The organism is Streptomyces sp. ISL-12, from assembly GCF_018614415.1.
Taxonomy (GTDB): domain Bacteria; phylum Actinomycetota; class Actinomycetes; order Streptomycetales; family Streptomycetaceae; genus Streptomyces.
The window spans coordinates 122783-145558 of the sequence record NZ_JAGGOO010000040.1; the positions used below are offsets into that span (position 1 = coordinate 122783).

Sequence of the window (22776 nt, forward strand, 5' to 3'; positions counted from 1 at the left end):
CGACGGCGGCCGAGCCCCGGCGCCCGCACGGGCGCCGGGGCTTTGCGTGAGGTCACGGCACAGCGGTCACGGCACCGGCTGTTCCGCCCAGATGACCTTGCCCGAGGGGGTGTAGCGGGTACCCCAGCGTTCGGCGAGCTGGGCGACGAGGAACAGGCCGCGTCCGCCCTCGTCGGTCATGGCCGCGTACCGCAGGTGCGGTGCGGTGCTGGTGCTGTCGGACACCTCGCAGATCAGGCTGCGGTCGTACAGCACCCGGACACGGATCGGCTCCGCCCCGTGCCGGATCGCGTTGGTCACCAGTTCGCTGAGGATCAGCTCGGTGGTGAACGCCAGCTCCTCCAGCCCCCACGCGGACAGCCGCCGCGTCACCTGGCCCCGTATCCCGCCGACGGCGGCCGGGTCGGCGGGCACCGGCCACTCGGCCACCCGGTCCGCGCCGAGCGCCCGGGTACGGGCGACGAGCAGGGCGATGTCGTCGCCGGGCCGGTCCGGCAGCCGGGCGTCGAGCACGGCCCGGCAGGTCTCCTCGGGCGAGGGCCCGGCCGCCGCCAGGGCGCCCCGCAGCTCGTCCAGCCCCACGTCGATGTCCTGCTCCCGGTCCTCGATCAGCCCGTCGGTGTAGAGCACCAGCCGGCTGCCCTCGGCCGGCCGCAGCTCCGTCGCCTCGAAGGGCAGTCCGCCCAGCCCGAGCGGCGGACCCGCCGGTACGTCCACGATCTCCACCCGGCCGTCGGGGTGGACCAGGGCCGGCGGTGGATGGCCGGCCCTGGCGACCGTACAACCGCGCGAGACCGGGTCGTAGATCGCGTACAGGCAGGTCGCGCCGGTGACCGGGGCACTGTCTCCCGCGGCCTCCTCGTCCTGGTCGATGCGGGCGACCAGCTCGTCCAGCAGGGCGAGCAGCTCGTCGGGCGCCAGGTCCAGCGCGGAGAAGTTGTGCACCGCCGTCCGCAGCCGCCCCATCGTCGCCGCGGCGTGCAGTCCATGGCCGACGACGTCCCCCACCACCAGCGCGACCCGCGCCCCGGACAGCGGCAGTACGTCGAACCAGTCACCGCCCACCCCGGCCTGCGCGGGCAGGTACCGGTAGGCGATGTCCAGGGCGTTCTGCTCGGGCAGCGTGCGGGGCAGCAGGCTGCGCTGCAAGGTCACCGCCAGGCTGTGCTCGCGGGTGTAGCGGCGGGCGTTGTCGATGGAGACCGCGGCCCGCGCCACCAGCTCCTCGGCGAGCGCGAGGTCGTCCGCGTCGAACGGCTCCGGCCTCCCGGCCCGCCAGAAGGTGACCACCCCGAGCGTCAGGGCGCCCGCCCGCAGCGGCACGGCGACCAGCGAGTGGACGCCGTACTCCAGCAGCCGCGCCGCGCGCTCCCGGTCCTGCGCCTGCCAGCCGCGGGCCCGGCTCAGGTCCGGTTCGAGGACGGCGCGGCCGGTGCGCAGGGCCGCCGCCTGCGGTGTGGAGCCGACGAAGTCGATCTGCCGGCCCGGCGGGAAGAGCACGGTGTCCGTCGCGAGCCCGCCGGCCGCGGTCCGCCGCAGCGGACGCCCCGGCTCCGGCGGGCCCCCGGTGAGCACGGCGTCGGACAGGTCCACGGTGGCGAAGTCCGCGAACCGCGGCACCGTCAGCCGGGCCAGCTCCTCGGCGGTGCGGGTGACGTCCAGGCTGGTGCCGATGCCCACACCGGCGTCGTAGAGCAGGTCCAGGCGTTCCCGGGTGGTCTCGGCCCGGCCGGACAGGGCGCGCAGCTCGGTGGAGTCGCGCAGTGTGGCGACGCTGCCGGGCGGCCCGCCGCGGATGTCCGTGGGGCGCTGGTTGACCGCCAGCAGCAGCTCCCCGACCCGGTGCACCTCGTCCGTGGCGACCCGTCCGGAGGCCAGCAGCCGCGCGGTGCCGGGGTCGAGGCCGAGGTCGCGCACCCGGCGTCCCTCGGCGTCGGCGGGCAGGTCGAGCAGGCGGTGCGCCTCGTCGTTGGCGAGCAGCAGCGTGCCCTCGCCGCCGACGATCAGCACCCCTTCCCGGACGGAGTGCAGCACCGCGTCGTGGTGTTCGTACATCCGGGCCAGCTCGTCCGGCCCCAGACCGTGGGTCTGGCGCAGCAGCCGCCTGCTGACCAGCGCCGTGCCGGCCGTGGCCAGCACCAGCGCCGCCGCGGCGGTGCCCAGCAACAGCGGCAGCTGGCGGTGGACGGCGCCGCCCAGGCGGTCGGTGGTGATGCCGGCCGACACCAGGCCCACGACGGTGCCGTCGGACGCCTCGACGGGGACCACGGCCTGGGTCAGCGGGCCGAGGGTGCCCTCGATCTCCTCGGTCACGGTGCGTCCGGCCAGGGCGGGGCCGAGGGTGCCGACGAACTCGCGGCCGATGCGGTCCGGCTCCGGATGGGTGTAGCGGACTCCGTCGGTGTTCATCACGACGACGAAGTCCATGCCCGCCGCCTTGCGGGCGGCCTCGGCCCTCGGCTGCAGCACCGCCGTGGGGTCGGGGGCGCGCAGCGCCTGGACGATCCCGGGGGAGCTGGCGAAGGCCCCGGCCACGGCGACCGAGCGGTTGCGGGCTTCCGTGCTGTTGTCGTTGCGGGCCTGGAGCACCAGCGCGACCACCGCGGCCAGCACGAGCAGCAGCACCACGACCACCTGCAGGACGAACACCTGCCCGGCCAGGCTGCGCCGGGACAGTGCGGACCGCAGCCCCGGGGCCGGTGCGCGCCGGAGCCGGCCGGGACTGCGGGTGGGCCGGGCTTCCGATCCGCCCGGGAGTCGGACCATAGGTCCATGTCTACCCTGCGGGGCCGGATGGGGCGACAGACGCATCACGGGGCGGCATGCCGACGGCGCCCGCCGCAGCCCGGTACGCGGCCGCCCCGCGGGCGGGCGCCGGTACGCCCGTCCGGGTGATGCGCCCGGGCGATGATGCCGTTCCGAATGTTTCGGACCCCGCATCCCCCTGTAACGGGTTCGCGGCATGTCACCGGCCTCCGGAAATCCGTGCCGTGACGGCCGTTGACCCGGACGCCGTGAATCCGTAGCCTCCACCGCGACATTCGGAAATCAGGCCGAAAGTTTCGAGCCGCTCGCATCTTCGCCGAAAGGGATGTCATGTATCTGACACGCTCACTGAGAGCCGCGACGGCCGGGCTCGTCGCCGCCACGGCCCTGGCGGCCGCCGCGCACACCGCCGAGGCCGCCGACACGCTCGGTTCGGCGGCGGCCGGCCAGGGCCGCTACTTCGGCACCGCCGTCGCCGCGAACCACCTCGGCGAGTCCGACTACGCCGCCACCCTGAACCGCGAGTTCACCTCCGTGACGCCCGAGAACGAGATGAAGTGGGACGCCACCGAGCCCACCCGGGGCGGCTTCACCTTCACGGCCGCCGACCAGATCGTGAACCACGCCCAGGGCCGGGGCATGGACGTCCGCGGCCACACCCTCGTCTGGCACTCCCAGCTCCCGTCCTGGGTGAGCACCCTCGGCGCCGCCGACCTGCGCACGGCGATGAACAACCACATCACCCAGCTCATGACCCACTGGAAGGGGGAGATCCACTCCTGGGACGTGGTCAACGAGGCGTTCCAGGACGGTTCCAGCGGTGCCCGCCGCAGCTCCCCGTTCCAGGACAAGCTGGGCGACGGCTTCATCGAGGAGGCGTTCCGCACCGCCCGTGCCGCCGACCCGGCCGCCAAGCTCTGCTACAACGACTACAACACCGACGGCGTCAACGCGAAGAGCAATGCCGTCTACGCCATGGTCAAGGACTTCAAGGCGCGCGGCGTCCCCATCGACTGCGTCGGCTTCCAGTCCCACTTCAACAGCGCCTCCCCGGTCCCGGCCGACTACCAGGCCAACCTCCAGCGCTTCGCCGACCTCGGCGTCGACGTGCAGATCACGGAACTGGACATCGAGGGCTCCGGCACCGCCCAGGCGACCAGCTACGGCAACGTGGTCAAGGCGTGTCTCGCGGTGAGCCGCTGCACGGGCATCACCGTCTGGGGCGTCACCGACAAGTACTCCTGGCGCAGCAGCGGCACCCCGCTGCTGTTCGACGCGAACTACGCCGCGAAGCCCGCCTACGACGCCGTCCTGGCCGCGCTGGGCGGCACCGGCGGCGGAGGGGGCGGCGGTGGCGATGCCGCCTGCACGGCCACGTACACCACCGGCGCGCAGTGGAACGACGGCTACAACGGCAAGGTCACCATCACCGCCGGCGACTCGGCGATCAGCGGCTGGACGACGACCGTCACCCTGACGGCGCCGCAGAAGGTCACCGCCGTGTGGAACGCCACGGCGACCTGGGACAGTGGCGGCAACGTGATGACCGTCGAACCCAGCTGGAACGGGAGCCTGGCGGCCGGCGCCTCGACCAGCTTCGGGTTCACCGTCGCGAAGAACGGCAGCGGCGCGGTGCCGGCGGTCGGCGCCTGCGCGGCCTCCTGACACCCGGGCGGCCGGAGACCCCGGGGCGCACCGTCCGGTACGCCCCGGGGAACGGATCAGCTGAACGGGTCCAGCGTCAGGAACGCCCTGGCCGGGCTGCCGTCGTGCACGAGCGACTCGTGGTTGCCGACATCGTCGAAGGCGAAGGCGTACGCCTTGCCGTCCGCCATCTGAGCGTGGACCGCACGGGCGTAGTGGTTGGTCACCGCGTCCTGGTGGAAGCCGGCCGCGGAGGTGTCCGGCTGGTTCGGGTTGGTCAGCAGCGTGGACCGGTTGAAGCCCGCGCACAGGGTGCGGGAGATCGGGCCGCGCACCTGGTCGTTGGGGGCGTCCAGCAGCCGGTGGCAGCCGAAGACACTGCTCGCGTCGGGCTTCTGGAAACTGGTGACGACGGCGCCCGAGCTGTTGGTGAAGTTCATGACGCCACCGGTGACCCGCCCGTAGTACTTCACGGCCGGCTGGTCCGTGAACGGGGTGACCGTCAGCGTCGAGGTGGCGTACTTCTGCCAGACGCGGTTGATGTAGTCGTCCATCACCGAGGCGGGCAGGGCGCCGGTCTCCACGCCGTACAGCGGGGAGAGCGCCCGCAGCACGGTGCCGTCGGCACGCGTCTGGATCAGACCGGACCAGCCGCCGGACTGCGCCCGCAGCGCGTCGAAGAACCCGTTGTAACCACCGGACTTGAGGTGTCCCGTGGTCACCGTCGTGCCGTCGGCGCGCTGCACGCCGACCGCGTACGGCGCCGAGAACATGTCGACCTGGGTGCTGTTGATCCACAGCCCGGAGTCGTTGAGCGTGTACTCCGACCAGTTGAAGAGGATGTCGCGGTTCGGATCGCTCGGGTTCTGCACGGCGGGCTGCACCAGACCGCCGGTGGCCAGCTGGAACACCAGCTTCTGGCCGTACGAGAAGTAGATCCGTCCGGAGAACTTGGGGATCTGGATCGTCGTGGACTGCCCGGGACCCGGTCCGGCGATCGAGGCGTCGGGGGCCGGGACGGGCGGGGCGCCGCCCGCGGGCCAGGCGTGGAAGGCGCCGCTCGCGTCGGCCCAGCCCTGCCGTCCCGTCGACAGTTCGGTGCTGAGGTTGTAGACGTAGAGCGGCCCGGAGCGGCCGGAGTTGTTGGTGATCTGGAGGGGGATCGTCGCGGGGACCGCGGCGTCGGCGGGGGTGGCGGTACCGGTCGCGAGGAGGGCGCCCGCCACGGTGGTGGCCAGGGCGGTCGCCGTCGCGGCGATCCGGTGCCTCAGTCGTCTGTGGAGTCCTCTGAACATGCGCAACCTCCGTACGGGCCCTGGGGACAGGACCGCGGAGACGTGGGGGGAGGGGGGAACGTATTGGTCCGGACCTGCTGAGAGCGCTCTCAGAGTGCCGGTGGGGTGTGCGCATGTCAACAGTGTGGGCTGGTCCGCATGTGCGGGCTGCTCCTGATACGTACCGGGACAGGAACGCGGAGCAGCCCGCGCCGCCCTTCTGCCCAGGGTCCGCGGCGGCACACTTCGGCGGTGTCCGGGAAACCCTGGATGGGGCGCGAGTTGCCGCAAGCGAATCGCAAGTGCCCGTTCCCTGCGTATCGTGAGGTGCCGCGGGATTCTGCTTCCGCTACTCGGCCCCGGACCGGACGGTGAGGCTCTGTATGACTCCGGCGCGCAGACCCGATGCCGCGGGTTCGTCCGTCCTGTCCACGGTGGTGGACTTCAGGGGCGGATCGGCGATGATCCCCGCCTCCCGGGACATCGTCCAGGGATTCGTCGGACGGCTCGCCGAGGCGGGGGTGACGACGTCCGCCGAGTTCCTGGACGCCGCGCGCCTGGTCGCCAGCGAGCTGGTCACCAACGCCCTGCGGCACGCCCCGGGGCCCTGCCGGCTGGTGCTGACCCTGGTGGAGGAGCAGGTGGAGATCGCGGTGTCGGACACCGGGGAGGGCTTCCCCACGTTCCTGCCCCGCGACCCGCTGCGGGTCGGGCGGCACGGGCTGGAGATCGTGACACGGCTGTGCGACGAGGTGATCACCAAGCCGCACGCCCAGGGGAAGACCGTGTACGCGCGCCTTCCCCTGTCGTGAGGGCCGCCCGCCCCGCCGCCGTCAGTCGGCGAGCGCCTGCTCGACCGTCGGATAGCAGGCGATCAGGATGTCCACTCCGACGAGCTGGAGCACCCGCCGGACGGCCTGCCGGGGGGCGGCCAGCCGCAGCCAGCCGCCGCCGGCCTCCGCCGCCTGGTGTGCCGCTATGAACACGTTGATGCCGCTGGAGTCCATGAAGGCCACGTCCGCCAGGTCGACCACCGTGCCCCGGGCGCCCTCCAGGCCCGACAGCAGTACGTCGCGCAGCTGGGCGCTGCCGTCGAGATCCACTTCGCCCGCGAGGGTGACGACACAGACGCCGTCGTCCGTGGTGGTACGGGTGATCAGCAGCCGCTCAGGCACCGCCGCTCCCTCGGTGTCCGACACGCTTCCTCACTTCTCGTGCAGGTCCGGCCATGGTTGGTGACCATGATGTTAAGGGTCCGGGGGCCCTTGGTGGGCAACTTGTGGAGGACCGGTTCGACGCGCGCGGGAGCCCCGCCGTGACTAGGGTCTTCTCCCGTGGCGTACACATTCGACGAACTCGTGCACAAGCGGCGCGCGGCGGACCTGGCGCAGAGCCGGGTCGAACAGTTGCGTGACGCGTACGGTCCGCCCACCCAGCAGCAGTGGACCCCGCGGCAGTCCAGTACCTACGAGACCGCCGTCCGGGCCTGGCGCGACCTCGACCGCGACTGGCGCACCGCGCTCGCCGAGTACGTCAGGCGGCACGGGCAGACGCCCCGCGAGGTGGAGGCGGAAGTGGGCCGGGCCCTGCGGCCGGACGGCGGTGACGGGTCGGAGCCGCCCGGCTAGGACCCCGCCCGCCTTCCGGCGCGGACCTCCATGAGAGAACAGTGCGGCACTGTTCGTCAGCCCGGAAGGCACACCGATGCGCCAGTTCACCGCCGTCGTCAACCCGGCCGCGGGCGGGGCCGCGACCCTGCGCCACGTGGCTCCGCTGCTGCGCGCGGCGGGGGCCGGGCTGGAGACGGAGTACAGCCGGGACCTCGCGCACGCCGGGGAACTGGCCCGGCGGGCCGGGCGGCGCGGCAGAGCCGTGCTCGCCGTCGGCGGAGACGGCGTCGTCGGAGCCGTCGGCGGCGCCCTCAGCGGGACCGGCACCCCGTTCGGCCTCGTCCCCTCCGGCCGTGGCAACGACTTCGCGCGCGCCCTCCGGCTCCCCGCCGGCCCCGGCGCACTCGCCCGTCTGCTCCTGCACGGCGAGCCGCGCCCCGTCGACACCGTCGAGCTGACCTCCGCCGTCCACGACCGCACCGTGGTGCTGGGCAGCGTCTACGCGGGCGTCGACGCGCTCGCCAACCGGCACGCCAACCGGGCCCGGCTGCTGCGCGGCACCGCCTCCTACTACGCCGGCGCGCTGCGTGCCGTGGCCGGCTGGCGCCCGGCCGGCTACCGCGTCACCGTCGACGGCGAGGAGCACCTGTGCCGCGGCTACACGGTGGTGGCCGCCAACTCCGGTTACTACGGCTCGGGCCGCCGCATCGCGCCCGGTGCCCGGGTGGACGACGGCCTGCTGGACGTCGTCATGATCCGGCACACCCCGCGGCGGCTGTTCTTCGCCCTGATGCGGGAACTGGCCGCGGGCACCCACGTCCACCGGCCCCAGGTACGGGTCCTGCGCGGCCGGGAGATACGCATCGAGGCCGACCGGAACGTGCCCTACGGCGCCGACGGCGAGGTCGACGCCGTGCTGCCGGTCACGGCCCGGGTGCTGCCCGGAGCGCTGCGCGTCCTGTACTGCGACCCGTACCGGACCCGCCCGCCGGACAGCACCCGCCGCCGGTGATTCAGACCTGCGTGGTGAAGCGTTCCCACACCCGGTGGCTGCCCAGGAGCCCGGTCACCTGCTCCAGGGCCGAGGTCCCGGAGGTGGCCAGGACCACGCCCGGCGCGTCGGTGGGCACCCCGGAGGCCTCCAGCGCCGCCTCGCCGCCCGCCCAGGCGCCGATCGCCTTGCCGTGCCGGAACGCCTCCGACAGCAGCAGCGCCACCCGCGGATCGGTGACGGCCGGACCCGCGGGCGCCGGGTCGGACTTGGCGTCCCGCGCGGTGTACGCGTCGCTGCCCACGCCGGGAACCCCGGCCAGCAGTACGGCGTCGAACTCCACCGAACGCGCCGTCACGAAGGTGCGCTGGACGGTCAGCGCGCCGCCGCCGAGCGTGCCGCCGGTGGGCGCGACGACCAGCGGGACCATGCCCGCGCCCAGCACCGCCTCCCGTACGGCCGCGACCCCGTCCAGGTCGTCCCCGCCGGTCACGATGCCGATCACCCGCCCCTCGGTGGGCCAGGTCCGCCCGATCTGGGAGAGGGCCGGGCTGGGCTCGACGTCGGCCAGCGGCACCGTCGGTGCCGGCGCCGGCAGCCCGAGCCCCGTGGCGACCTGCTCGCACAGCTCGGGGTCGATGTTGGCCAGCACCTGGAGGGTGCGCTCCCGGACCGACTGCTCGTAGCACTTGCCCAGTTCGAAGGTGTAGGCGCCGACGATGTGCTCCTTCTCCACCGGGCTCATGCTCAGCCAGAACCGGCGGGGCTGGCTGAAGTGGTCCGCGAACGACTCGGGCGCCTCGCGCACCTTCCTGCCCTCCGGCACCCGCACCGGCGCCTCGACGAACGCCCCGGCGTCCGCGCCGGCCGTGAACGGACAGCCCCCGTCCAGGGAGTTGGGCCGGTAGGGCGCGACGCCCCGGTGGACCGCCGTCTGGTGCATGCCGTCCCGCAGCATGTCGTTGACCGGCGCGTGCGGCCGGTTGATCGGCAGCTGCGGGAAGTTGGGGCCGCCGAGCCGGGTGATCTGCGTGTCCAGGTACGAGAAGAGCCGGCCCGCGAGCAGCGGGTCGTCGGTGATGTCGATGCCGGGAACGAGGTGGCCGACGTGGAAGGCGACCTGCTCGGTCTCGGCGAAGAAGTTCGACGGGTTGCGGTCCAGGGTCAGCAGCCCGACCGGCTGCACCGGCGCCAGCTCCTCGGGCACGAGGTTGGTCGGGTCCAGCAGGTCGATGCCCTCGAAGGTCTGCTCCGGGGTGTCGGGGAACGTCTGGATGCCCAGCTCCCACTGCGGGTACGCGCCCGCCTCGATGGCGTCGGCCAGGTCCCGGCGGTGGAAGTCCGGGTCGACGCCGTTGATGAGCTGCGCCTCGTCCCACACCAGGGAGTGCACGCCCAGCTTGGGCTTCCAGTGGAACTTCACCAGCGTCGTCTCACCCGCGGCGTTCACCAGCCGGAAGGTGTGGACGCCGAAGCCCTCCATCATCCGGTAGGAGCGCGGGATGCCCCGGTCGCCCATGAAGAAGATGGTGTGGTGGGTCGCCTCGGTGTGCAGCGAGACGAAGTCCCAGAACGTGTCGTGCGCGCTCTGCGCCTGCGGGATCTCCCGGTCCGGGTGCGGTTTCGCGGCGTGCACCACGTCCGGGAACTTGATGGCGTCCTGGATGAAGAAGACCGGGATGTTGTTGCCGACCAGGTCGAAGACGCCCTCGCTGGTGTAGAACTTCGTCGCGAAGCCCCGGGTGTCCCGCACGGTGTCGGAGGAGCCCCGCGAACCCACCACCGTGGAGAACCGCGTGAACACCGGCGTCTCCACGTCCGGCCCGAGGAACGCCGCCTTGGTGACGTTCGCCGCGGTGCCGTAGCTGCGGAAGGTGCCGTGCGCGCCCGCGCCCCGGGCGTGGACCACGCGCTCCGGGATGCGCTCGTGGTCGAAGTGCATCACCTTCTCGCGCAGATGGTGGTCCTGGAGCAGCACGGGCCCGCGCGGACCGGCCTTGAGCGAGTGGTCCGTGTCGTACAGCCGCGTGCCCTGCGCGTTCGTCAGATACGCCCCGGACTGCGCGTTGCGCGCCTGGTCGGCGCCGGTCGGCTGCCCGGTGGGCGAGACGGTGTCCGGGCCGCTCTGGTCGGCCTTGGGCGGCAACGGCTCGCGGGGCTCGGTGGGTTCGGCGACGGCCGGCGACCGGGGTCCCGGCTTGCCGGGGACGCCGTCCTCCGGTCCGTCGCCCCGCAGGGCGTCGCTGACCTTGCCGGCTACCCGCTTGAGAGGGTTCGCCTCGCTCATACGTCTCATTCCTCCGATGTCGGCCGACGGCCGGCCGGTCGTGTGTCGTCACGGCCGGGGCAACGAGTCCCCCGGCCGCGCGGCGAGTACCCACGGATGCCGGGATCAGCGCGCCGGTTCGGCGGCGAGCGGGGAGACGGGGCGGGGGACGAGCGCCTCACCGTCGTGGACCCCGCCCTGACACTGCCGGACGAACCCGCCCTGGCCGTCCCACTCCACGAGGAGCGACCCGCCGCCTTCGAGGCACTCGATGGCGGTGACGTCACCGGGTACGCGCACAGCGGCCGCGTCCGCCGACGGAACGGGGAAGGCGAGGGCGACGGCCAGTGCCGCGACCAACGCGCAGGACGACTTGTGCATGGCAGCTCCCGGCTCCGGTGACCCGTGCCGTACCAGCCTCACGGGCCCCGGCGCGCGCCGCGACCGGACACGGGCGGGCGGGGGACACCCGCCCGCCCGGCCGGTTCAGCCCGCCTCGTGCGTCACCCGGACCGGATCGAAGGAGACCCTGGTGCGCCCGCCGCCGTCGGCCCAGGCCAGCTCGACGCCCGTCGTGCCGTCCGTCGTGAACTCCGTGACGGCCTGCGCCAGCGGCCCCGGCCCCGGCGCGGCGGTGAGGGCGGCCAGACAGACGTGCAGGGACGTGCCGTCCGCCGGGCCGGCGAGGCGGGGCACCCGCGCCCAGCGGACGTACGCGGTGCCCTGCGGGGCACGGAGCGGCTCGGGCGCCGGGTCGAAGCCGTGCAGCGCGTGCAGGGACGAGACGAGGGGCTCGTCGGGGCCGGTGGCCCACCCGGTCTGGGTGACCCGGGCCCCGGCGGGCGCCCCGGCCACCCGGTGCACCCGCAGCTCGTACGCGCCGCGCACGACGGTCACGCTGTCCACCCGCAGCCCCGGCACCATCGGGGGCCCGCCGGCGAAGACCGGCCGGTGCCGGGACGCCGCCCAGCCCCAGCCGTCGCCGTGCCCGGCGCCGAGCGGCTCGATGCGGCGCCGCACGCTCGGCCGGCCGGCCACCTCGACCGACAGGTGGTTGTCGGCGACGTTCCCGGGCGCCGTCGGCCCGGTCCGGGTCGAGTACGCCTGCCGCCCGTAGTGCGGATCGTCCTCGGCGGCCGACTCGCCCTCGTGCGGCCGGACATGGTCACTGCCGTGGTTGTGCAGCCGTACGATCCCGTCCGCGCGGGTCGCCTGCACCAGCAGCCCGGGGGAGGGGAGGGCCAGTACCCGGTCGGACACCTCCGCCGGGGCCGGTTCCTCCGTCGCCGTCCACAGCGGGTGGTCCGCCGGGGCCAGCAGGGACACGAACGCCTTCGACGCCCAGTACGGGGAGGCGGGACCGGAGTACGACTGGAGGACGGCCTCGTGCGGGCCGTGCCAGCCCAGGCTCAGCAGCCCGTCGCCGGTCAGCGCCCCGCGGTCCAGGAAATACCGCAGGCTGCCGCTGGCCAGCCGCCGGGAGACGCCCGGTGCCAGCGGCGTGTGCCCGGTCAGCGCGCCGAGCCCGACGGCCGCCGACGCGGCGAAGCGGTACGTCAGCGACCGGCCGAAGTGCAGCGGCGCCCCGTCCCCGCCGAACAGCAGGGAGAAGCCGTCGAGATGGGCGCGCAGCCGCTCCCCGTACCGCGCGCCGGCCTCCGCGTCGCCGCCGAGGTGGGCGTCGAGCACCGGGTACAGGTGCAGCGCCCAGCCGTTGTAGTGGTCGAAGGCGCGGCCGTCGCCGTCGGCGTACCAGCCCCCGCCCCGGTACCAGCCCTCCAGCAGCTCCAGCGCCCGGTGCCGGGCCGCCGCCGTCTCGGCGTCACCGCGGCCGACCGACTCCAGGAAACCGGCGACCGTGTACGGGAAGAGGTACCAGTTGTTGGGCGCGGGGGTGTGCCGCAGCGCCCCGCGCAGCCACTCCTCCGCCCGGTCTTGGACGCCCGCGTCGAGGTGCTTCCAGAGCCAGGGCGCGGTCAGCCGCAGGCCGAGGGCGACCGAGGCCGACTCGACCATGGGCTGGCCCTGCACGTCGTGGTCGAGGATCAGCGGCCAGGACTCGGTGTCGTCGCGGCCCGGGGTGCGGGTGCCCGACGCGAGGCCCTCGGCGTAGCGGTCCAGCCAGCCGCGCGGATCGTCGCCGCCGGCGCCCGCCACCCGGAACGCGGCGGCCAGGAACGTACGGGCGTAGCCCTCCAGGCCGTCCGAGCGCACCCCCGAGCGGGACGGCCGGCCCGGCAGGTCGAGCAGGGCGCCGCCCGGGGTGGCCCAGCGCCACGCGGCGGCCAGCAGCCCGTCGGCCACCGCTTCCCAGTGGGCCCGGGTGTACCCGGTGTACGGGCTGGACGCGCGGTCCTCGGTGGGGAGTTCGAACGGGATGCTCATGCCAGGAAGGCCAGCCTTTCGCGTCGTACGGGGTGGAGGAATCCCTCGCCTGACGCCCAGCGGGCGGTCTCGGCGAGGGCCAGGTCGGCCAGCCGCCGCCACTCGTTGCCGACGGAACCGGCGAGGTGCGGGGTGATCAGCGCGTTCTCGCAGTCCCACAGCGGGTGGTCGGGCGGCAGGGGCTCGGGGTCGGTCACGTCCAGGACGGCCCGGACGCGGCCCGCCCGGACGGCGTCGGTCAGCGCGTCCTGGTCGACGACCGGACCCCGGGAGGTGTTGATGAGCACCGCGTCGTCCGGCATCGCGTCGATCAGGTCCCGGCTCACCAGCCCCCGGGTCTCGGGCAGCAGCGGAGTGTGCACGCTGACCGTGTCGCAGCGCGCGAACAGGTCGGCCAACTCGACGCGTTCCACGCCCAGTTCGGCCGCGTCGGCGTCGGACACGTACGGGTCGTGCAGCAGCACTTCCAGGTCGTGCGGGCGCAGCAGTTCGATGACGCGGCGGCCGATCAGGGAGGCCGAGAGGATGCCGACGGTACGGCGGTGGTTGCCGACGGTGCGCGGGGTGCGCAGCCAGTTGTCGCGCCGCCGGGCCGCCCGGTAGGCGCGGGCCTGTTCCAGCGCCCGCTTGCCGGTGAGCAGGATCATGCCGAGGGTGTACTCGGCCACCGGCACGGCGTTGGCCGCGGCGGCCGAGGACACCTCGACGCCGCGCTCCCAGCAGGCGTCGGTGACGTGCCCGCGGACGCTGCCCGCCGTGTGCACCACCGCCCGCAGCCGGGGCGCCGCCCGCAGCACCTCCGCGTCCAGCGGCGGGCAGCCCCAGCCGGTGACCAGCAGGTCGACGTCGGCCAGCACCTCTCTCGCCCGCGGGGTGGACAGGTCGTCCAGGGCCGGGAACGGGGCGAGGTGGCAGAGCGTACCCAGGGCGGCGCGGGACTCCGGATCGAGGACGGCCTCGGCGGCGTCCGGGGACATGGCGACGGCCGCGCGGGGCCGGAAGCCGGGACCAGGGACGTGCGGACTCACTTGACGGCTCCGGCGGTCAGTCCGCTGCGCCAGAAACGCTGGAGCAGCACGAAGGCGAGGATGAGGGGGACGACGGCGAGCAGCGACCCCATGATGACCACGGGGTAGTACTCCGGCGAGACCGAGGCGGAACTGTTCCACTGGTACAGGCCGAGGCTGACGGGATACAGGTCCTGGTTCGAGAGCATCACCATGGGCAGGAAGAAGTTGTTCCAGATCGCGGTGAGCTGGAAGAGGAAGACGGTGACCAGTCCCGGGCCGAGCATCCGCAGGGCGACTCGGGCGTACATGGTCAGTTCGCCCGCGCCGTCCACCCGCGCGGCCTCCAGCACCTCGTCGGGGACGTAGCCCCGGCTGAAGATCCGGCCGAGGTACACGCCGAACGGGTTGAACAGCACGGGGATGAACACCGCCCAGAAGGTGTTCACGAGGCCCGCCTCGGAGGCCATCAGGTACAGCGGCAGCGCGAGCACCGTCTGCGGCACCATGACCGCCGCCAGCACCAGGCCGAACAGCTTCTCCTTGTGCCGGAAGCGGTACTTGTCGAAGGCGTAGCCGCAGGCCACGCTCAGCAGCGCGCCGACGGCGGCGCCCAGCACCGCGTACAGCAGGCTGTTGAGGTACCAGCGGCCGTAGAGCCCGCCGTCCATCGCGAACAGGTCCTGGAGGTTCCGCACGAAGGAGAAGTCGGCGAAGGAGAGCAGGTCGCTGCTGAACAGCGCGTCCCGGGTCTTGGTGGAGGCCAGCAGCAGCCACAGCACCGGCAGCAGTGTGTAGAGGACGGAGACCGCGACGACCACGTTGACCGTGAGGCGGCCCAGCAGGTTCGGGCGCGGCAGGGTGGTGCCGCCGGCGGCGCTCATCGGGCCTCCTCGGCGGTGTCGGCGCGGCCGGTGAAGCGGGTGACGCCGTAGGACAGGGCGATGGTGCAGGCCAGCAGGACCACGGAGGCGGCCGCCGCCAGGCTGTAGTTGTTTCGGTTGAAGGCCGCGTCGTAGATGTACATGCTCGGCGAGAACCGGGAGTTGATCATCGGGGAGGACTGGCTGAGCAGCATCGGCTCGGTGAAGAGCTGCAGCGCCCAGATCAGGGTGAAGATGGCCACCATCACGATGGAGGCGCGCACCAGCGGGGTCTTGACCTGGAGCGCGGTGCGCACCGGCCCGGCACCGTCCACGACCGACGCCTCGATCACCTCGCGGGGTACGGCCTGCAGGGCGGCGTAGAAGACCACCATGTTGTAGCCGAGGTTGCTCCACAGGGCGATGTTCACGATCGACGGGATCACCGTGTGCACGCCGAGGAAGTCGATGGTGATGTCGGCGTGGGCGAACAGGTCGATGACCGGGCTGATACCGGGGGTGTAGAGGTACAGCCAGATCAGCGCCGCGATGATGCCGGGCACGGCGTGCGGCAGGAACAGGCCGAGTTGGGCGAAGGCGCGCAGCCGGGCCATGCCGGAGTCGAGGAGCAGGGCGAGGGCGAGGGCGCCGACGACCATCAGCGGGATGTAGATCAGGCAGTACAGGGCGACGGTCGCGAGCCCGCCGAGGAAGGTCGGGTCGGTGAGGACGGCCGCGTAGGAGCGCAGGCCGACGAAGACGGTGCGTTCGGGGCCGAAGCCGAGGCCGGGCTGGTCGTCGCTGTAGAAACTGAGGTAGACGGCGGTGCCGACCGGGATCAGGAAGACGGTCAGCAGCAAGGCGAAGAACGGCGTCATGAGCACGCCGCAGGCGGCCAGTCGACGGCGTTCGGCCGCCTTGCGGGCGCGCGGTCCGGCGGCGGGGTCCGGGGCGGCCGGGCGGGGCGTGCCGGCCGGCACCCGTTCGTGGGTGGTCGCGGTCATGGGGTGTCACCTGCCTTTCGGCGGCTCAGGTGCTGTGCTGGGTGGTGGCCAGGCCCAGGGCCTTGAGGTCGGGCATGGTGCCCTCCTGCGCGGTGCGCAGCGACTGGACGAGGCTGCCCTGACCGCCGCTCACCCGGGCGAAGGAGTCCTGCATGACCTTCTGGGTGGCGGTCATCCGCGGGCCCCACAGCCACTGTTCGCCGATCTTCTCGGCCTCCTCCTCGAACAGGCCGTAGATGTCCTGCCCGCCGTAGTACGAGCGGTCGAACGCCTCCCGGCCGACGGGGACCAGGTCGGGAGCGGCCGGGTACTGGCTGCTGGTGCCGCTGGAGAGACGGGCGCGCAGCGCGTCCGGGTGGGAGACCTGCCAGGCGATGAACTCCATCGCGGCCTCGGGATGCCGGCTGTCCTTGGTGACGGCGAAGGTGGAGCCGCCGTGGGTGCCGACGGAGGGGCGGGCGGTGTCCCACTGCGGCAGCGGAGCGATCCGCCACTGCCCCTTCTGCCCGGGGCGCGCGTTCATCTGCGCCCCGGCGTCCCAGGCTCCGCTGAGCCGGGTGAGGACCAGGCCGTTGCCGATCTGCGCGTCGGACTGCCTGCTCTCGACGGCGTTCATGAACACGTCGTCGGCGTCGATGAGCCGCTGCCAGTAGCCGGCGACCCGCCGGGAGGGGGCGTCGGCGAGGGAGACGTTCCACGCGCCGCGCGAGGTGTCGAACCACTGGGCGCCGGCCTGCCAGACGTAGGCGGCCATCTGGGTCATGCCGTCGGTCGGGAACAGCACCAGCCGCCGGTCGGCCGCCTTCCGCCGCACGGTGCGCGCCTGCTCGGCGAACTCGTCCCAGGTGCGGGCGGGCGAGAGCCCGTAGCGGTCGAACAGGTCGGCGCGGTAGTGCATCACCATGGGCTCTATGTCCAGCGGCACGCTGAACACCCGGCCCTCGAAGGTGGTCAGCCCGAGCGCCTGCGGCAGCAGCTTGCGCCGCAGCCGGTCGTCGACCAGGTCGGTGATGTCGCGGGCGACGCCGTCGATGGCGTACCCCGGGACCTGCGGATACTCGATGGTGGCGACGTCGGGGGCGTTGCCGGCCCGGGCGGCGTTGCTGAGCTTGGCGTAACCGCCCTGCCCGCCGGAGGGGATCTGCTGGAAATCGACCTGGATGCGGTCGTGGGTGCGGTTGAACGCGTCGACCACCTCCTGGCTGCCGCGCAGTGCGGACCAGAAGGTGATGCGCGTGGTACTGCTCGTGCCGCTCGACCGGCTGCCGCCACTTCCTCCGCTGCAGGCGCCCACGGCTCCTGTCAGCGGCACTGCGGCCATCGCGGCGAGCACGGATCGACGACTGTGTCGACCGGGCATGGCGCCTCCCGCGGCTCCTGCGTGCCGTCGTCCGGCGGCACGACTCTTGGGGACACGGGAATCCTGGACGCCCTGACGAAAACGGTCAATAGATCGATCAGAGGAAACTCAAACGCTCAAACGATCAGTCGATGGAAGCCGGCTCCCGGGTCGAGCCCCGCACCGTCAGCCGGGGCAGCAACTCCACCCGCCGAGCCGACCGCTCCGGCTCGTCCCGCAGCCGGTGCAGCAGCAGTTCCGCGGCCACCCGCCCGACCTCCGCCTTGGGTGGCGACACGGCCGTCAGCGGCGGGGTGCCGAGGCCGGCCACCACGTCGTCGTACGCCACCACCGAGCAGTCCCCGGGCACCCGCACCCCCTCCTGGGCCAGCCGCTGGACGATCATCAGGGTGTCCTCGTCGCCGTGCCCGACCAGCGCGGTGGCCCCCACCTCGCGCAGCAGCGCGGGCACGTCGGCCGTCTCGTCCGCCGCGTACGGCCCCTCCTGCCCGGCCCCCGGCGCGCTCAGCGCCCACGCCCACTCCTCGACCAGGAGGTGGTCGCGGGCTATCCCGGAGAAGGCGGCCCGCAGCGTGCGCGCGGTCGGACTGTCGTCCCGCGTCGCGAACACGATGCGCCGGTGGCCGAGCCCCACCAGGTGCTCCACGGCCAGATGCGCGCCGTACCAGTGGTCGGAGCAGACCGAGTCCAGCGCGTGCGGCGGGCTGCCCGGCCGGGGGCGCCGCTCCATGAGCACCGTCGGCACGTCCAGCGCGGCGAGCCAGCCGTGGTCGGCCTCCTCGTCGGCCAGGCGGAGCCAGCGGGGCGCGAGCAGCAGTCCCCGGGCGCCGTCCGTGAGCGCGCGCTCCACCAGCGGCCGCTCGGCGCCCGCCCCCCGGGGCGCGATGTGCAGGGTGAACGGCACACCGGCCTCCTCCAGGACCGTCCGGGCGCCGTGCAGGACCTCCGTCAGGTACGCGTGCCGCTCCGGCACCACCAGCGCCACCCGGCCCCCGTCCCGCGCGCCCGCGGCGGGCGCCTCCTCGGCGGGCGCCGTCGAGCGCACCACCCCGTGGCCGCGCCGCAGTCTGCCCTCCCGGGTCAGTTCCTCCACGTCCCGGCGCACCGTCACCACCGAGACCTGCAGTTCCTCGGCGAGATCGCGCACCCGCGCGGTGCCGCGCGCCCGGACCGCCGCCAGGATCCGCTGCCGCCTGGAATCGACCGGCTCCCGCACCTGGGCCTCCCCACCCACCCGAGTCGCACCCGAGAATGTTCGTTTGAGCGTTTCGGGCCATCATAGCGATCGTCCGAGGCGCGCAGCGGGCCTCGTCGGGGTGAGCGGTGATCACGCGGGTGGGAACCTCCGGGAGCGGAAGCCCGCAGTCGTCGGCCTCCGTGCCGTGCCGTGCCTCAGCCGGCCGGGAGGGTGTCCGCGCGCCGGCAGTGCAGGAAGAGCTGCGGTTCCGGGACGGCGTCCGGGTGCGCGGGCGTGAACAGCACGTCCTCCCGGCCCAGGACCTCCAGACCGGCCTCCTCCACCACGGCCGTCAGATCCGCCGCGGCGAAGCTGGTCACCCGTACGGGCTGCCCCATGAAGACGCCCTCGACGGCCTCCACGTCCAGCGGCACGGTGGCCAGGACCAGGTGCCCGCCCGGCTTCAGGGCCCGCGTCAGCCGCCGGACCACGTCCGCCTGCCCGGCCCGGTCCATCTGGAGCAGCGCGAAGTACACGCAGACCGCGTCGTAGGAGCCGTCGGCGAGCGGCAGCTCGCGGATGTCGGCGCACCGGAAGGCGGCGGCGGGCACCTGCCGGGCCGCCAGCTCGACCATGACGGGGGAGACGTCCACCCCCAGTACCTCGTGGCCCGCCCGCACCAGCGTCTGTGCCGTCGGCCGCCCCGTCCCGCTGCCCACGTCCAGTACCCGGCTGCCTGGCGCGAGCCGGCCGAGCAGCCACTCCAGCGACCGGTGGTGCGCCTCGGAACCGGCGAACGCCTGCTCGTAGGCGGCGCCCAGCGCGTCGAACACGGCGGCGGCCCGCGCCCGCTGCTGCTCGTCGGTCACGATCGGCCTTTCGGTGGTCGGTACGGGCATCGTTCCACCAGGGGCGAGGGCGGGCAAGGACCCCTCGAAGTCCGCCTCGGCGCCTGTCGGGACTTCAGCGCGGCGGCCCGTGCGTCGCCGCCCACCACGGCCGCCCAGCCGGCAGCGGCCCGCCGCCGCGTCGCGGCAGCCGGTACGCCGCGCCGACGCCGGTGACGCCGACGTGGACGCGCGGCGCCCCGGCGGCCTGCTCACGGCGGGCTTTCGACTCCCTCGTCGTCCAGCCCGACCCCGCTCCCCGGCCGGCCCTTGGGCCGTGACCGCGTACGGGAACTCCCTCGGCGCGGGTACGACGACGAGACGCCGGTACCCCCGCCGCACACGCCGAACGGTGGGCTCAGACCTTGCGGCCCTGCCCCTTCGGCGCCAGCAATTGTTCGCGCAGGGCCGTCAGCTGATGGGAGGCGTCCACCGCCCGTTCCTCCTCCAGCGTCGTCAGCGCGAGCAGCAGCACGTCCGCCACCACGAGGGCCGTCAGCGACTCCGACGTGATGCCGGTCGGGGTGTGCGGCGCGGTGAGCACGGCATCGACGCGGTCACCGAACCGCTCGCCCAGTTCGTCGGTGACCAGCACCACGCGCGCGCCCACCGCCCGAGCCCGCTCCACCAGTACGGTCAGCTCGTGCAGCGCCCGGCCCGGCTGGAAGATCACCACCGCGTCGTCCCGGCGCAGCGCCAGCAGGTCGTCGGCGAGGGCGAACCCGGTCGCTCCGACGAACCGCGACCGGCGGCCGATCCGCCCGAGCGCCAGCGCCAGATGCCGCGCGGCCGGCTCCGCGGCAGCGACGCCGAACGCGTGCACCTCCCCGGCGTCCGCGAGCGCCGCCACCGCCACTCGCAGCGCCTCCGGCTCCGTCAGCCGCCGGGTCTGCTCGATCCGCTCCCGCGCCTCGTCGAGCACCTCGTCCCAGATGCCGTCCAGGTCCCGCCCGACATGCGCGATGCGCTGCTTCAGCCGCACCTCGGGAGCCACCGCTGCCGTGAAGCCAGCCGCCAACTCCCGCTTCAGCGCGGGCAGTCCGGCGTACCCGAGGCGCTGGAGGGCCCGCACCACCGTGGCGTTGCTGGTGCCGCTGGCCGTGCCCAGCTGCTGTGCCCCCGCGAAGAGCAGCTGCTCGACAGGTGCGCCGACCAGGTACTGGGCGACGGCGCGCTCGGAGGCGGACAGACTCTCCCAGTGGTCCCGGACCGCCGCCCGGAGCCGGACCATGCCCTCGGCGTCGACACCGCCCTCGCCCCGGCGCTCGGAGCCGCCGTGCTCTGAAATTTTCATTACGGTCATTGACTTCCCTGTTGCGGCCGTTACTCTCCTGGACAACGCATTCCAAGAGGAGCGCTGCTCGTAATCGAAGTTACAGGACGTAGGTGGTCCAGGCAGCCCTCCCGCAGCTAGGAGAAGAATGACAGCCCCCGCCGTAACGGCCACCCCAACGCCCCGTACCCTCCCGCTCGTTGAGATTTCCGGCACGCCCCGCGACCGGGGCCGCCAGTACGGCGAGGCCGTCCGCCCCCAGCTCCGTGCCGCCCTCGCCTATTACGAGGAGGCATTCGGACACGCCGCCGGCCTCACCTGGGCCCAGGTCACGGCCCGGGCCGCCCGCTGGCAGCGGCCGGTGGACGCCTACGCCCCCGACCTGCTGGAGGAGATGCGCGGCACCGCCGACGGCGCCGGCGTGGACCTGCTCGACGTCCTCGCCCTCAACGCCCGCGGCGAAGTCCTCTACGACAAGTCCTTCGCCGCCATGGAGACGGAGGGGGAGGCTGACGGGAAGACGGAGGGGGAGACGGACGCACCGGACGGCTGTACCTCCTTCGCCGCCTTCGGTCCCGCCAGCGGGGACGGCCATGTATGGGCCGGGCAGAACTGGGACTGGCGGGCCGCCGTCGCCGACACGGTCGTCATGCTGCGCATCGTCCAGCCGCCCGCACCGACCCTGATCATGCAGGTCGAGGCCGGGCAGGTGGGCCGACAGGGCGCCAACTCCGCCGGGCTCGCGCTCAACGCCAACGGTCTGGGCGGCCGGTTCAGCTCCGCCATCGGCCTGCCGCAGACCGTCGTACGCCGCCGGGTGCTGGACCAGTCCGTCGTCACCGATGCCCTCGATGTGCTGTGCCGCACCCGCGCGCACATCGCCTCCAACGCCCTGCTGACCTGCCGCGAGGGCTTCGCCATCGACCTGGAGACCACTCCGGCCGGCCACGGCTGGCTCTACCCGACCGACGGTCTGCTCGTCCACGGCAACCACTACCAGGCCGGGGTGCCCGCCGCCCTCGCCGCCGACTACCGACCGCTCTCCCCGGACTCCCTGGTCCGCGTACCCCGCGCCGAACAGGGCCTCAGAGCCCTGCGCGAGTCCACCGGCCCCGACGAGTCCCGCAAGCTGATCAAGCAGGCCATGTCCGACCATCTCGGCCACCCCGAGTCGCTGTGCACCCATCCGGACGCGCGCCGCCCCGCCGTGCGGCACTGGCAGACCCTCGTCTCCTCCTGCGTGGACCTCACCACCGGCGACTACCACATCACCGCCGGCACCCCCTGCGACCGCGACTACCAGCACCTCCCCTGGAACCTCTACGACGGCCCGTACGGCGACGCCGCCACGGCCGGCTGTCCCGCCTGACACAGGAGCTCACCGATGAGGAGCTCACCGAAGAGGAGTTCAGCATGACGAAAAGAAACGTGGGGACCGCCGCCCTGCTCGCCGCCGGCCTGTTCGCCACCGCCGGTTGCAGCGGTGCCGACACCACCGCCACCGGCAGCGTCGACGCCGCGTCCTTGAAACTCACCCCGACCACCCCCGCCGCCCAGGGCGCGGTGGCGAAGGTGGACTGGCTGCTGGAGGACGAACCCGACTCCCTCGACCTGGACGCCCAGGGCAGCAGCGCCGGCCGCGCCGTCCTCACCAACGTCTGCGAGCGCCTCTACCAGCTCCAGCCCGACATGACCGTCGAGCCCCTCCTCGCCGAGAAGGCGGCCACCCCCGACGACAAGACCCTCGTCCTCACCGTCCGCGACGGCGTCACCTTCCACGACGGCTTCGCGCTCACCGCCGACGACGTGCTGTGGAGCCTTGAGCGCCACGCCGACCCGGACATGGAGCAGAGCGACGAGTTCGGCAACGTCGCCTCGATGAAGAAGACGGGCGCGGCCGAGATCACCATCCGCTTCACGTCTCCGGACGCCCTGTTCACCAAGGCACTCGCCGGTGACGCCGGCATCGTCTGGAACAAGGAGCAGGTGGAGAAGGCCGGCCGCGACTTCGGCACCCCCGGCCAGAGCGACGCCTGCTCCGGCCCGTACGAACTGTCCGGCTGGAAGTCCGGCGACTCGATCACCCTCCGCGCCTACGACGGCTACTGGGGTGAGCGGCCCCTCACCGAGGAGGTCGTCTTCCGCTGGGCCTCCGACAGCGCCCTCGTCAACGCCCTGAAGACCGGCGCCGCCGACGGCACCTACGCCGAGTCCCCCAACACCGCGTCCGCCTTGCGCGGCATCGAGGGCCTCGACCAGTACTACGGCC

Annotated in this window: 19 protein-coding genes; 6 read left to right on the forward strand and 13 right to left on the reverse strand. The window is 73.3% G+C overall.

Features of this window, described 5'->3' with window-relative positions; all coding sequences use genetic code 11:
* Positions 1–66: 66 nt before the first annotated feature.
* Positions 67–2766 (reverse strand): SpoIIE family protein phosphatase/ATP-binding protein, encoded by a 2700-nt coding sequence (locus J7I94_RS11975; RefSeq protein ID WP_215167019.1) that lies wholly within the window; start codon positions 2764–2766, stop codon positions 67–69.
* A 330-nt stretch (positions 2767–3096) separates the two neighbouring features.
* Between J7I94_RS11975 and J7I94_RS11980 the strand changes: the two genes are divergently transcribed.
* Positions 3097–4431 (forward strand): endo-1,4-beta-xylanase, encoded by a 1335-nt coding sequence (locus J7I94_RS11980; protein WP_215167020.1) that lies wholly within the window; start codon positions 3097–3099, stop codon positions 4429–4431.
* A gap of 56 nt (positions 4432–4487) precedes the next feature.
* Here J7I94_RS11980 and J7I94_RS11985 read toward each other — a convergent pair whose 3' ends face one another.
* Positions 4488–5705, reverse strand: coding sequence for a glycoside hydrolase family 64 protein (locus tag J7I94_RS11985; RefSeq protein WP_215167021.1), 1218 nt, complete (start codon positions 5703–5705; stop codon positions 4488–4490).
* A gap of 362 nt (positions 5706–6067) precedes the next feature.
* Between J7I94_RS11985 and J7I94_RS11990 the strand changes: the two genes are divergently transcribed.
* The gene (locus tag J7I94_RS11990) at positions 6068–6496 is read left to right on the forward strand and encodes an ATP-binding protein (protein WP_215167022.1); all 429 of its coding nucleotides are present in this window, start codon (positions 6068–6070) and stop codon (positions 6494–6496) included.
* A 21-nt stretch (positions 6497–6517) separates the two neighbouring features.
* On the opposite strand, the gene J7I94_RS11995 is transcribed toward J7I94_RS11990, so the two are convergent.
* Complete coding sequence (locus tag J7I94_RS11995; RefSeq protein ID WP_215167023.1) at positions 6518–6883, reverse strand: STAS domain-containing protein; 366 nt, start codon at positions 6881–6883, stop codon at positions 6518–6520.
* Between the two features lie 135 nt (positions 6884–7018).
* Between J7I94_RS11995 and J7I94_RS12000 the strand changes: the two genes are divergently transcribed.
* On the forward strand, positions 7019–7312 hold the full coding sequence (locus J7I94_RS12000; protein WP_215167024.1) for a hypothetical protein: 294 nt from the start codon (positions 7019–7021) through the stop codon (positions 7310–7312).
* Between the two features lie 76 nt (positions 7313–7388).
* Complete coding sequence (locus J7I94_RS12005; RefSeq protein ID WP_215167025.1) at positions 7389–8306, forward strand: diacylglycerol kinase family protein; 918 nt, start codon at positions 7389–7391, stop codon at positions 8304–8306.
* Position 8307: 1 nt separating this feature from the next.
* On the opposite strand, the gene J7I94_RS12010 is transcribed toward J7I94_RS12005, so the two are convergent.
* The 10 genes from J7I94_RS12010 to J7I94_RS12055 form a co-directional block, all read right to left on the reverse strand.
* Positions 8308–10572 carry a catalase gene (locus J7I94_RS12010; RefSeq protein WP_215167026.1) on the reverse strand — a complete coding sequence of 755 codons (2265 nt, stop codon included), beginning with the start codon at positions 10570–10572 and terminating at the stop codon, positions 8308–8310.
* 105 nt (positions 10573–10677) lie between these two features.
* Positions 10678–10932 carry a hypothetical protein gene (locus J7I94_RS12015; RefSeq protein ID WP_215167027.1) on the reverse strand — a complete coding sequence of 85 codons (255 nt, stop codon included), beginning with the start codon at positions 10930–10932 and terminating at the stop codon, positions 10678–10680.
* A 105-nt stretch (positions 10933–11037) separates the two neighbouring features.
* Positions 11038–12936 (reverse strand): DUF2264 domain-containing protein, encoded by a 1899-nt coding sequence (locus tag J7I94_RS12020; RefSeq protein WP_215167028.1) that lies wholly within the window; start codon positions 12934–12936, stop codon positions 11038–11040.
* Positions 12933–13913: a hydroxyacid dehydrogenase gene (locus tag J7I94_RS12025; protein WP_215167045.1), complete on the reverse strand. Its 981-nt coding sequence runs from the start codon at positions 13911–13913 to the stop codon at positions 12933–12935. The genes J7I94_RS12020 and J7I94_RS12025 overlap by 4 nt, the downstream gene beginning before the upstream one ends.
* Positions 13914–13960: 47 nt before the next feature.
* A complete protein-coding gene (locus tag J7I94_RS12030) occupies positions 13961–14827 on the reverse strand; it encodes a carbohydrate ABC transporter permease (protein WP_215167029.1) in 867 nt (288 codons plus the stop codon).
* A complete protein-coding gene (locus tag J7I94_RS12035; RefSeq protein WP_215167030.1) occupies positions 14824–15810 on the reverse strand; it encodes a carbohydrate ABC transporter permease in 987 nt (328 codons plus the stop codon). The genes J7I94_RS12030 and J7I94_RS12035 overlap by 4 nt, the downstream gene beginning before the upstream one ends.
* Positions 15811–15835: 25 nt before the next feature.
* Complete coding sequence (locus J7I94_RS12040; protein ID WP_215167031.1) at positions 15836–17170, reverse strand: ABC transporter substrate-binding protein; 1335 nt, start codon at positions 17168–17170, stop codon at positions 15836–15838.
* 124 nt (positions 17171–17294) lie between these two features.
* Positions 17295–18386, reverse strand: a complete 1092-nt coding sequence (locus J7I94_RS12045) for a substrate-binding domain-containing protein (RefSeq protein ID WP_215167032.1) — start codon at positions 18384–18386, stop codon at positions 17295–17297.
* Positions 18387–18562: 176 nt separating this feature from the next.
* Entirely contained in the window at positions 18563–19246 is a 684-nt protein-coding gene (locus J7I94_RS12050) for a bifunctional 2-polyprenyl-6-hydroxyphenol methylase/3-demethylubiquinol 3-O-methyltransferase UbiG (protein ID WP_215167033.1), read from the reverse strand.
* Positions 19247–19592: 346 nt separating this feature from the next.
* Positions 19593–20528, reverse strand: a complete 936-nt coding sequence (locus tag J7I94_RS12055; RefSeq protein WP_215167034.1) for a MurR/RpiR family transcriptional regulator — start codon at positions 20526–20528, stop codon at positions 19593–19595.
* Positions 20529–20655: 127 nt separating this feature from the next.
* Between J7I94_RS12055 and J7I94_RS12060 the strand changes: the two genes are divergently transcribed.
* Positions 20656–21876 (forward strand): C45 family peptidase, encoded by a 1221-nt coding sequence (locus J7I94_RS12060; protein WP_215167035.1) that lies wholly within the window; start codon positions 20656–20658, stop codon positions 21874–21876.
* Between the two features lie 44 nt (positions 21877–21920).
* Positions 21921–22776: ABC transporter substrate-binding protein (locus J7I94_RS12065; RefSeq protein ID WP_215167036.1), on the forward strand; the 856-nt coding region annotated here is incomplete at its 3' end.

Bases quoted from the DNA above. Each gene is read 5' to 3' on its own strand.
- J7I94_RS11975 (WP_215167019.1), bottom strand. From the start codon at position 2,766: ATGGTCCGACTCCCGGGCGGATCGGAAGCCCGGCCCACCCGCAGTCCC.
- J7I94_RS11980 (WP_215167020.1), top strand. From the start codon at position 3,097: ATGTATCTGACACGCTCACTGAGAGCCGCGACGGCCGGGCTCGTCGCC.
- J7I94_RS11985 (WP_215167021.1), bottom strand. From the start codon at position 5,705: ATGTTCAGAGGACTCCACAGACGACTGAGGCACCGGATCGCCGCGACG.
- J7I94_RS11990 (WP_215167022.1), top strand. From the start codon at position 6,068: ATGACTCCGGCGCGCAGACCCGATGCCGCGGGTTCGTCCGTCCTGTCC.
- J7I94_RS12005 (WP_215167025.1), top strand. From the start codon at position 7,389: ATGCGCCAGTTCACCGCCGTCGTCAACCCGGCCGCGGGCGGGGCCGCG.
- J7I94_RS12010 (WP_215167026.1), bottom strand. From the start codon at position 10,572: ATGAGCGAGGCGAACCCTCTCAAGCGGGTAGCCGGCAAGGTCAGCGAC.
- J7I94_RS12015 (WP_215167027.1), bottom strand. From the start codon at position 10,932: ATGCACAAGTCGTCCTGCGCGTTGGTCGCGGCACTGGCCGTCGCCCTC.
- J7I94_RS12020 (WP_215167028.1), bottom strand. From the start codon at position 12,936: ATGAGCATCCCGTTCGAACTCCCCACCGAGGACCGCGCGTCCAGCCCG.
- J7I94_RS12025 (WP_215167045.1), bottom strand. From the start codon at position 13,913: ATGTCCCCGGACGCCGCCGAGGCCGTCCTCGATCCGGAGTCCCGCGCC.
- J7I94_RS12030 (WP_215167029.1), bottom strand. From the start codon at position 14,827: ATGAGCGCCGCCGGCGGCACCACCCTGCCGCGCCCGAACCTGCTGGGC.
- J7I94_RS12035 (WP_215167030.1), bottom strand. From the start codon at position 15,810: ATGACCGCGACCACCCACGAACGGGTGCCGGCCGGCACGCCCCGCCCG.
- J7I94_RS12040 (WP_215167031.1), bottom strand. From the start codon at position 17,170: ATGCCCGGTCGACACAGTCGTCGATCCGTGCTCGCCGCGATGGCCGCA.
- J7I94_RS12050 (WP_215167033.1), bottom strand. From the start codon at position 19,246: ATGCCCGTACCGACCACCGAAAGGCCGATCGTGACCGACGAGCAGCAG.
- J7I94_RS12055 (WP_215167034.1), bottom strand. From the start codon at position 20,528: ATGAAAATTTCAGAGCACGGCGGCTCCGAGCGCCGGGGCGAGGGCGGT.
- J7I94_RS12060 (WP_215167035.1), top strand. From the start codon at position 20,656: ATGACAGCCCCCGCCGTAACGGCCACCCCAACGCCCCGTACCCTCCCG.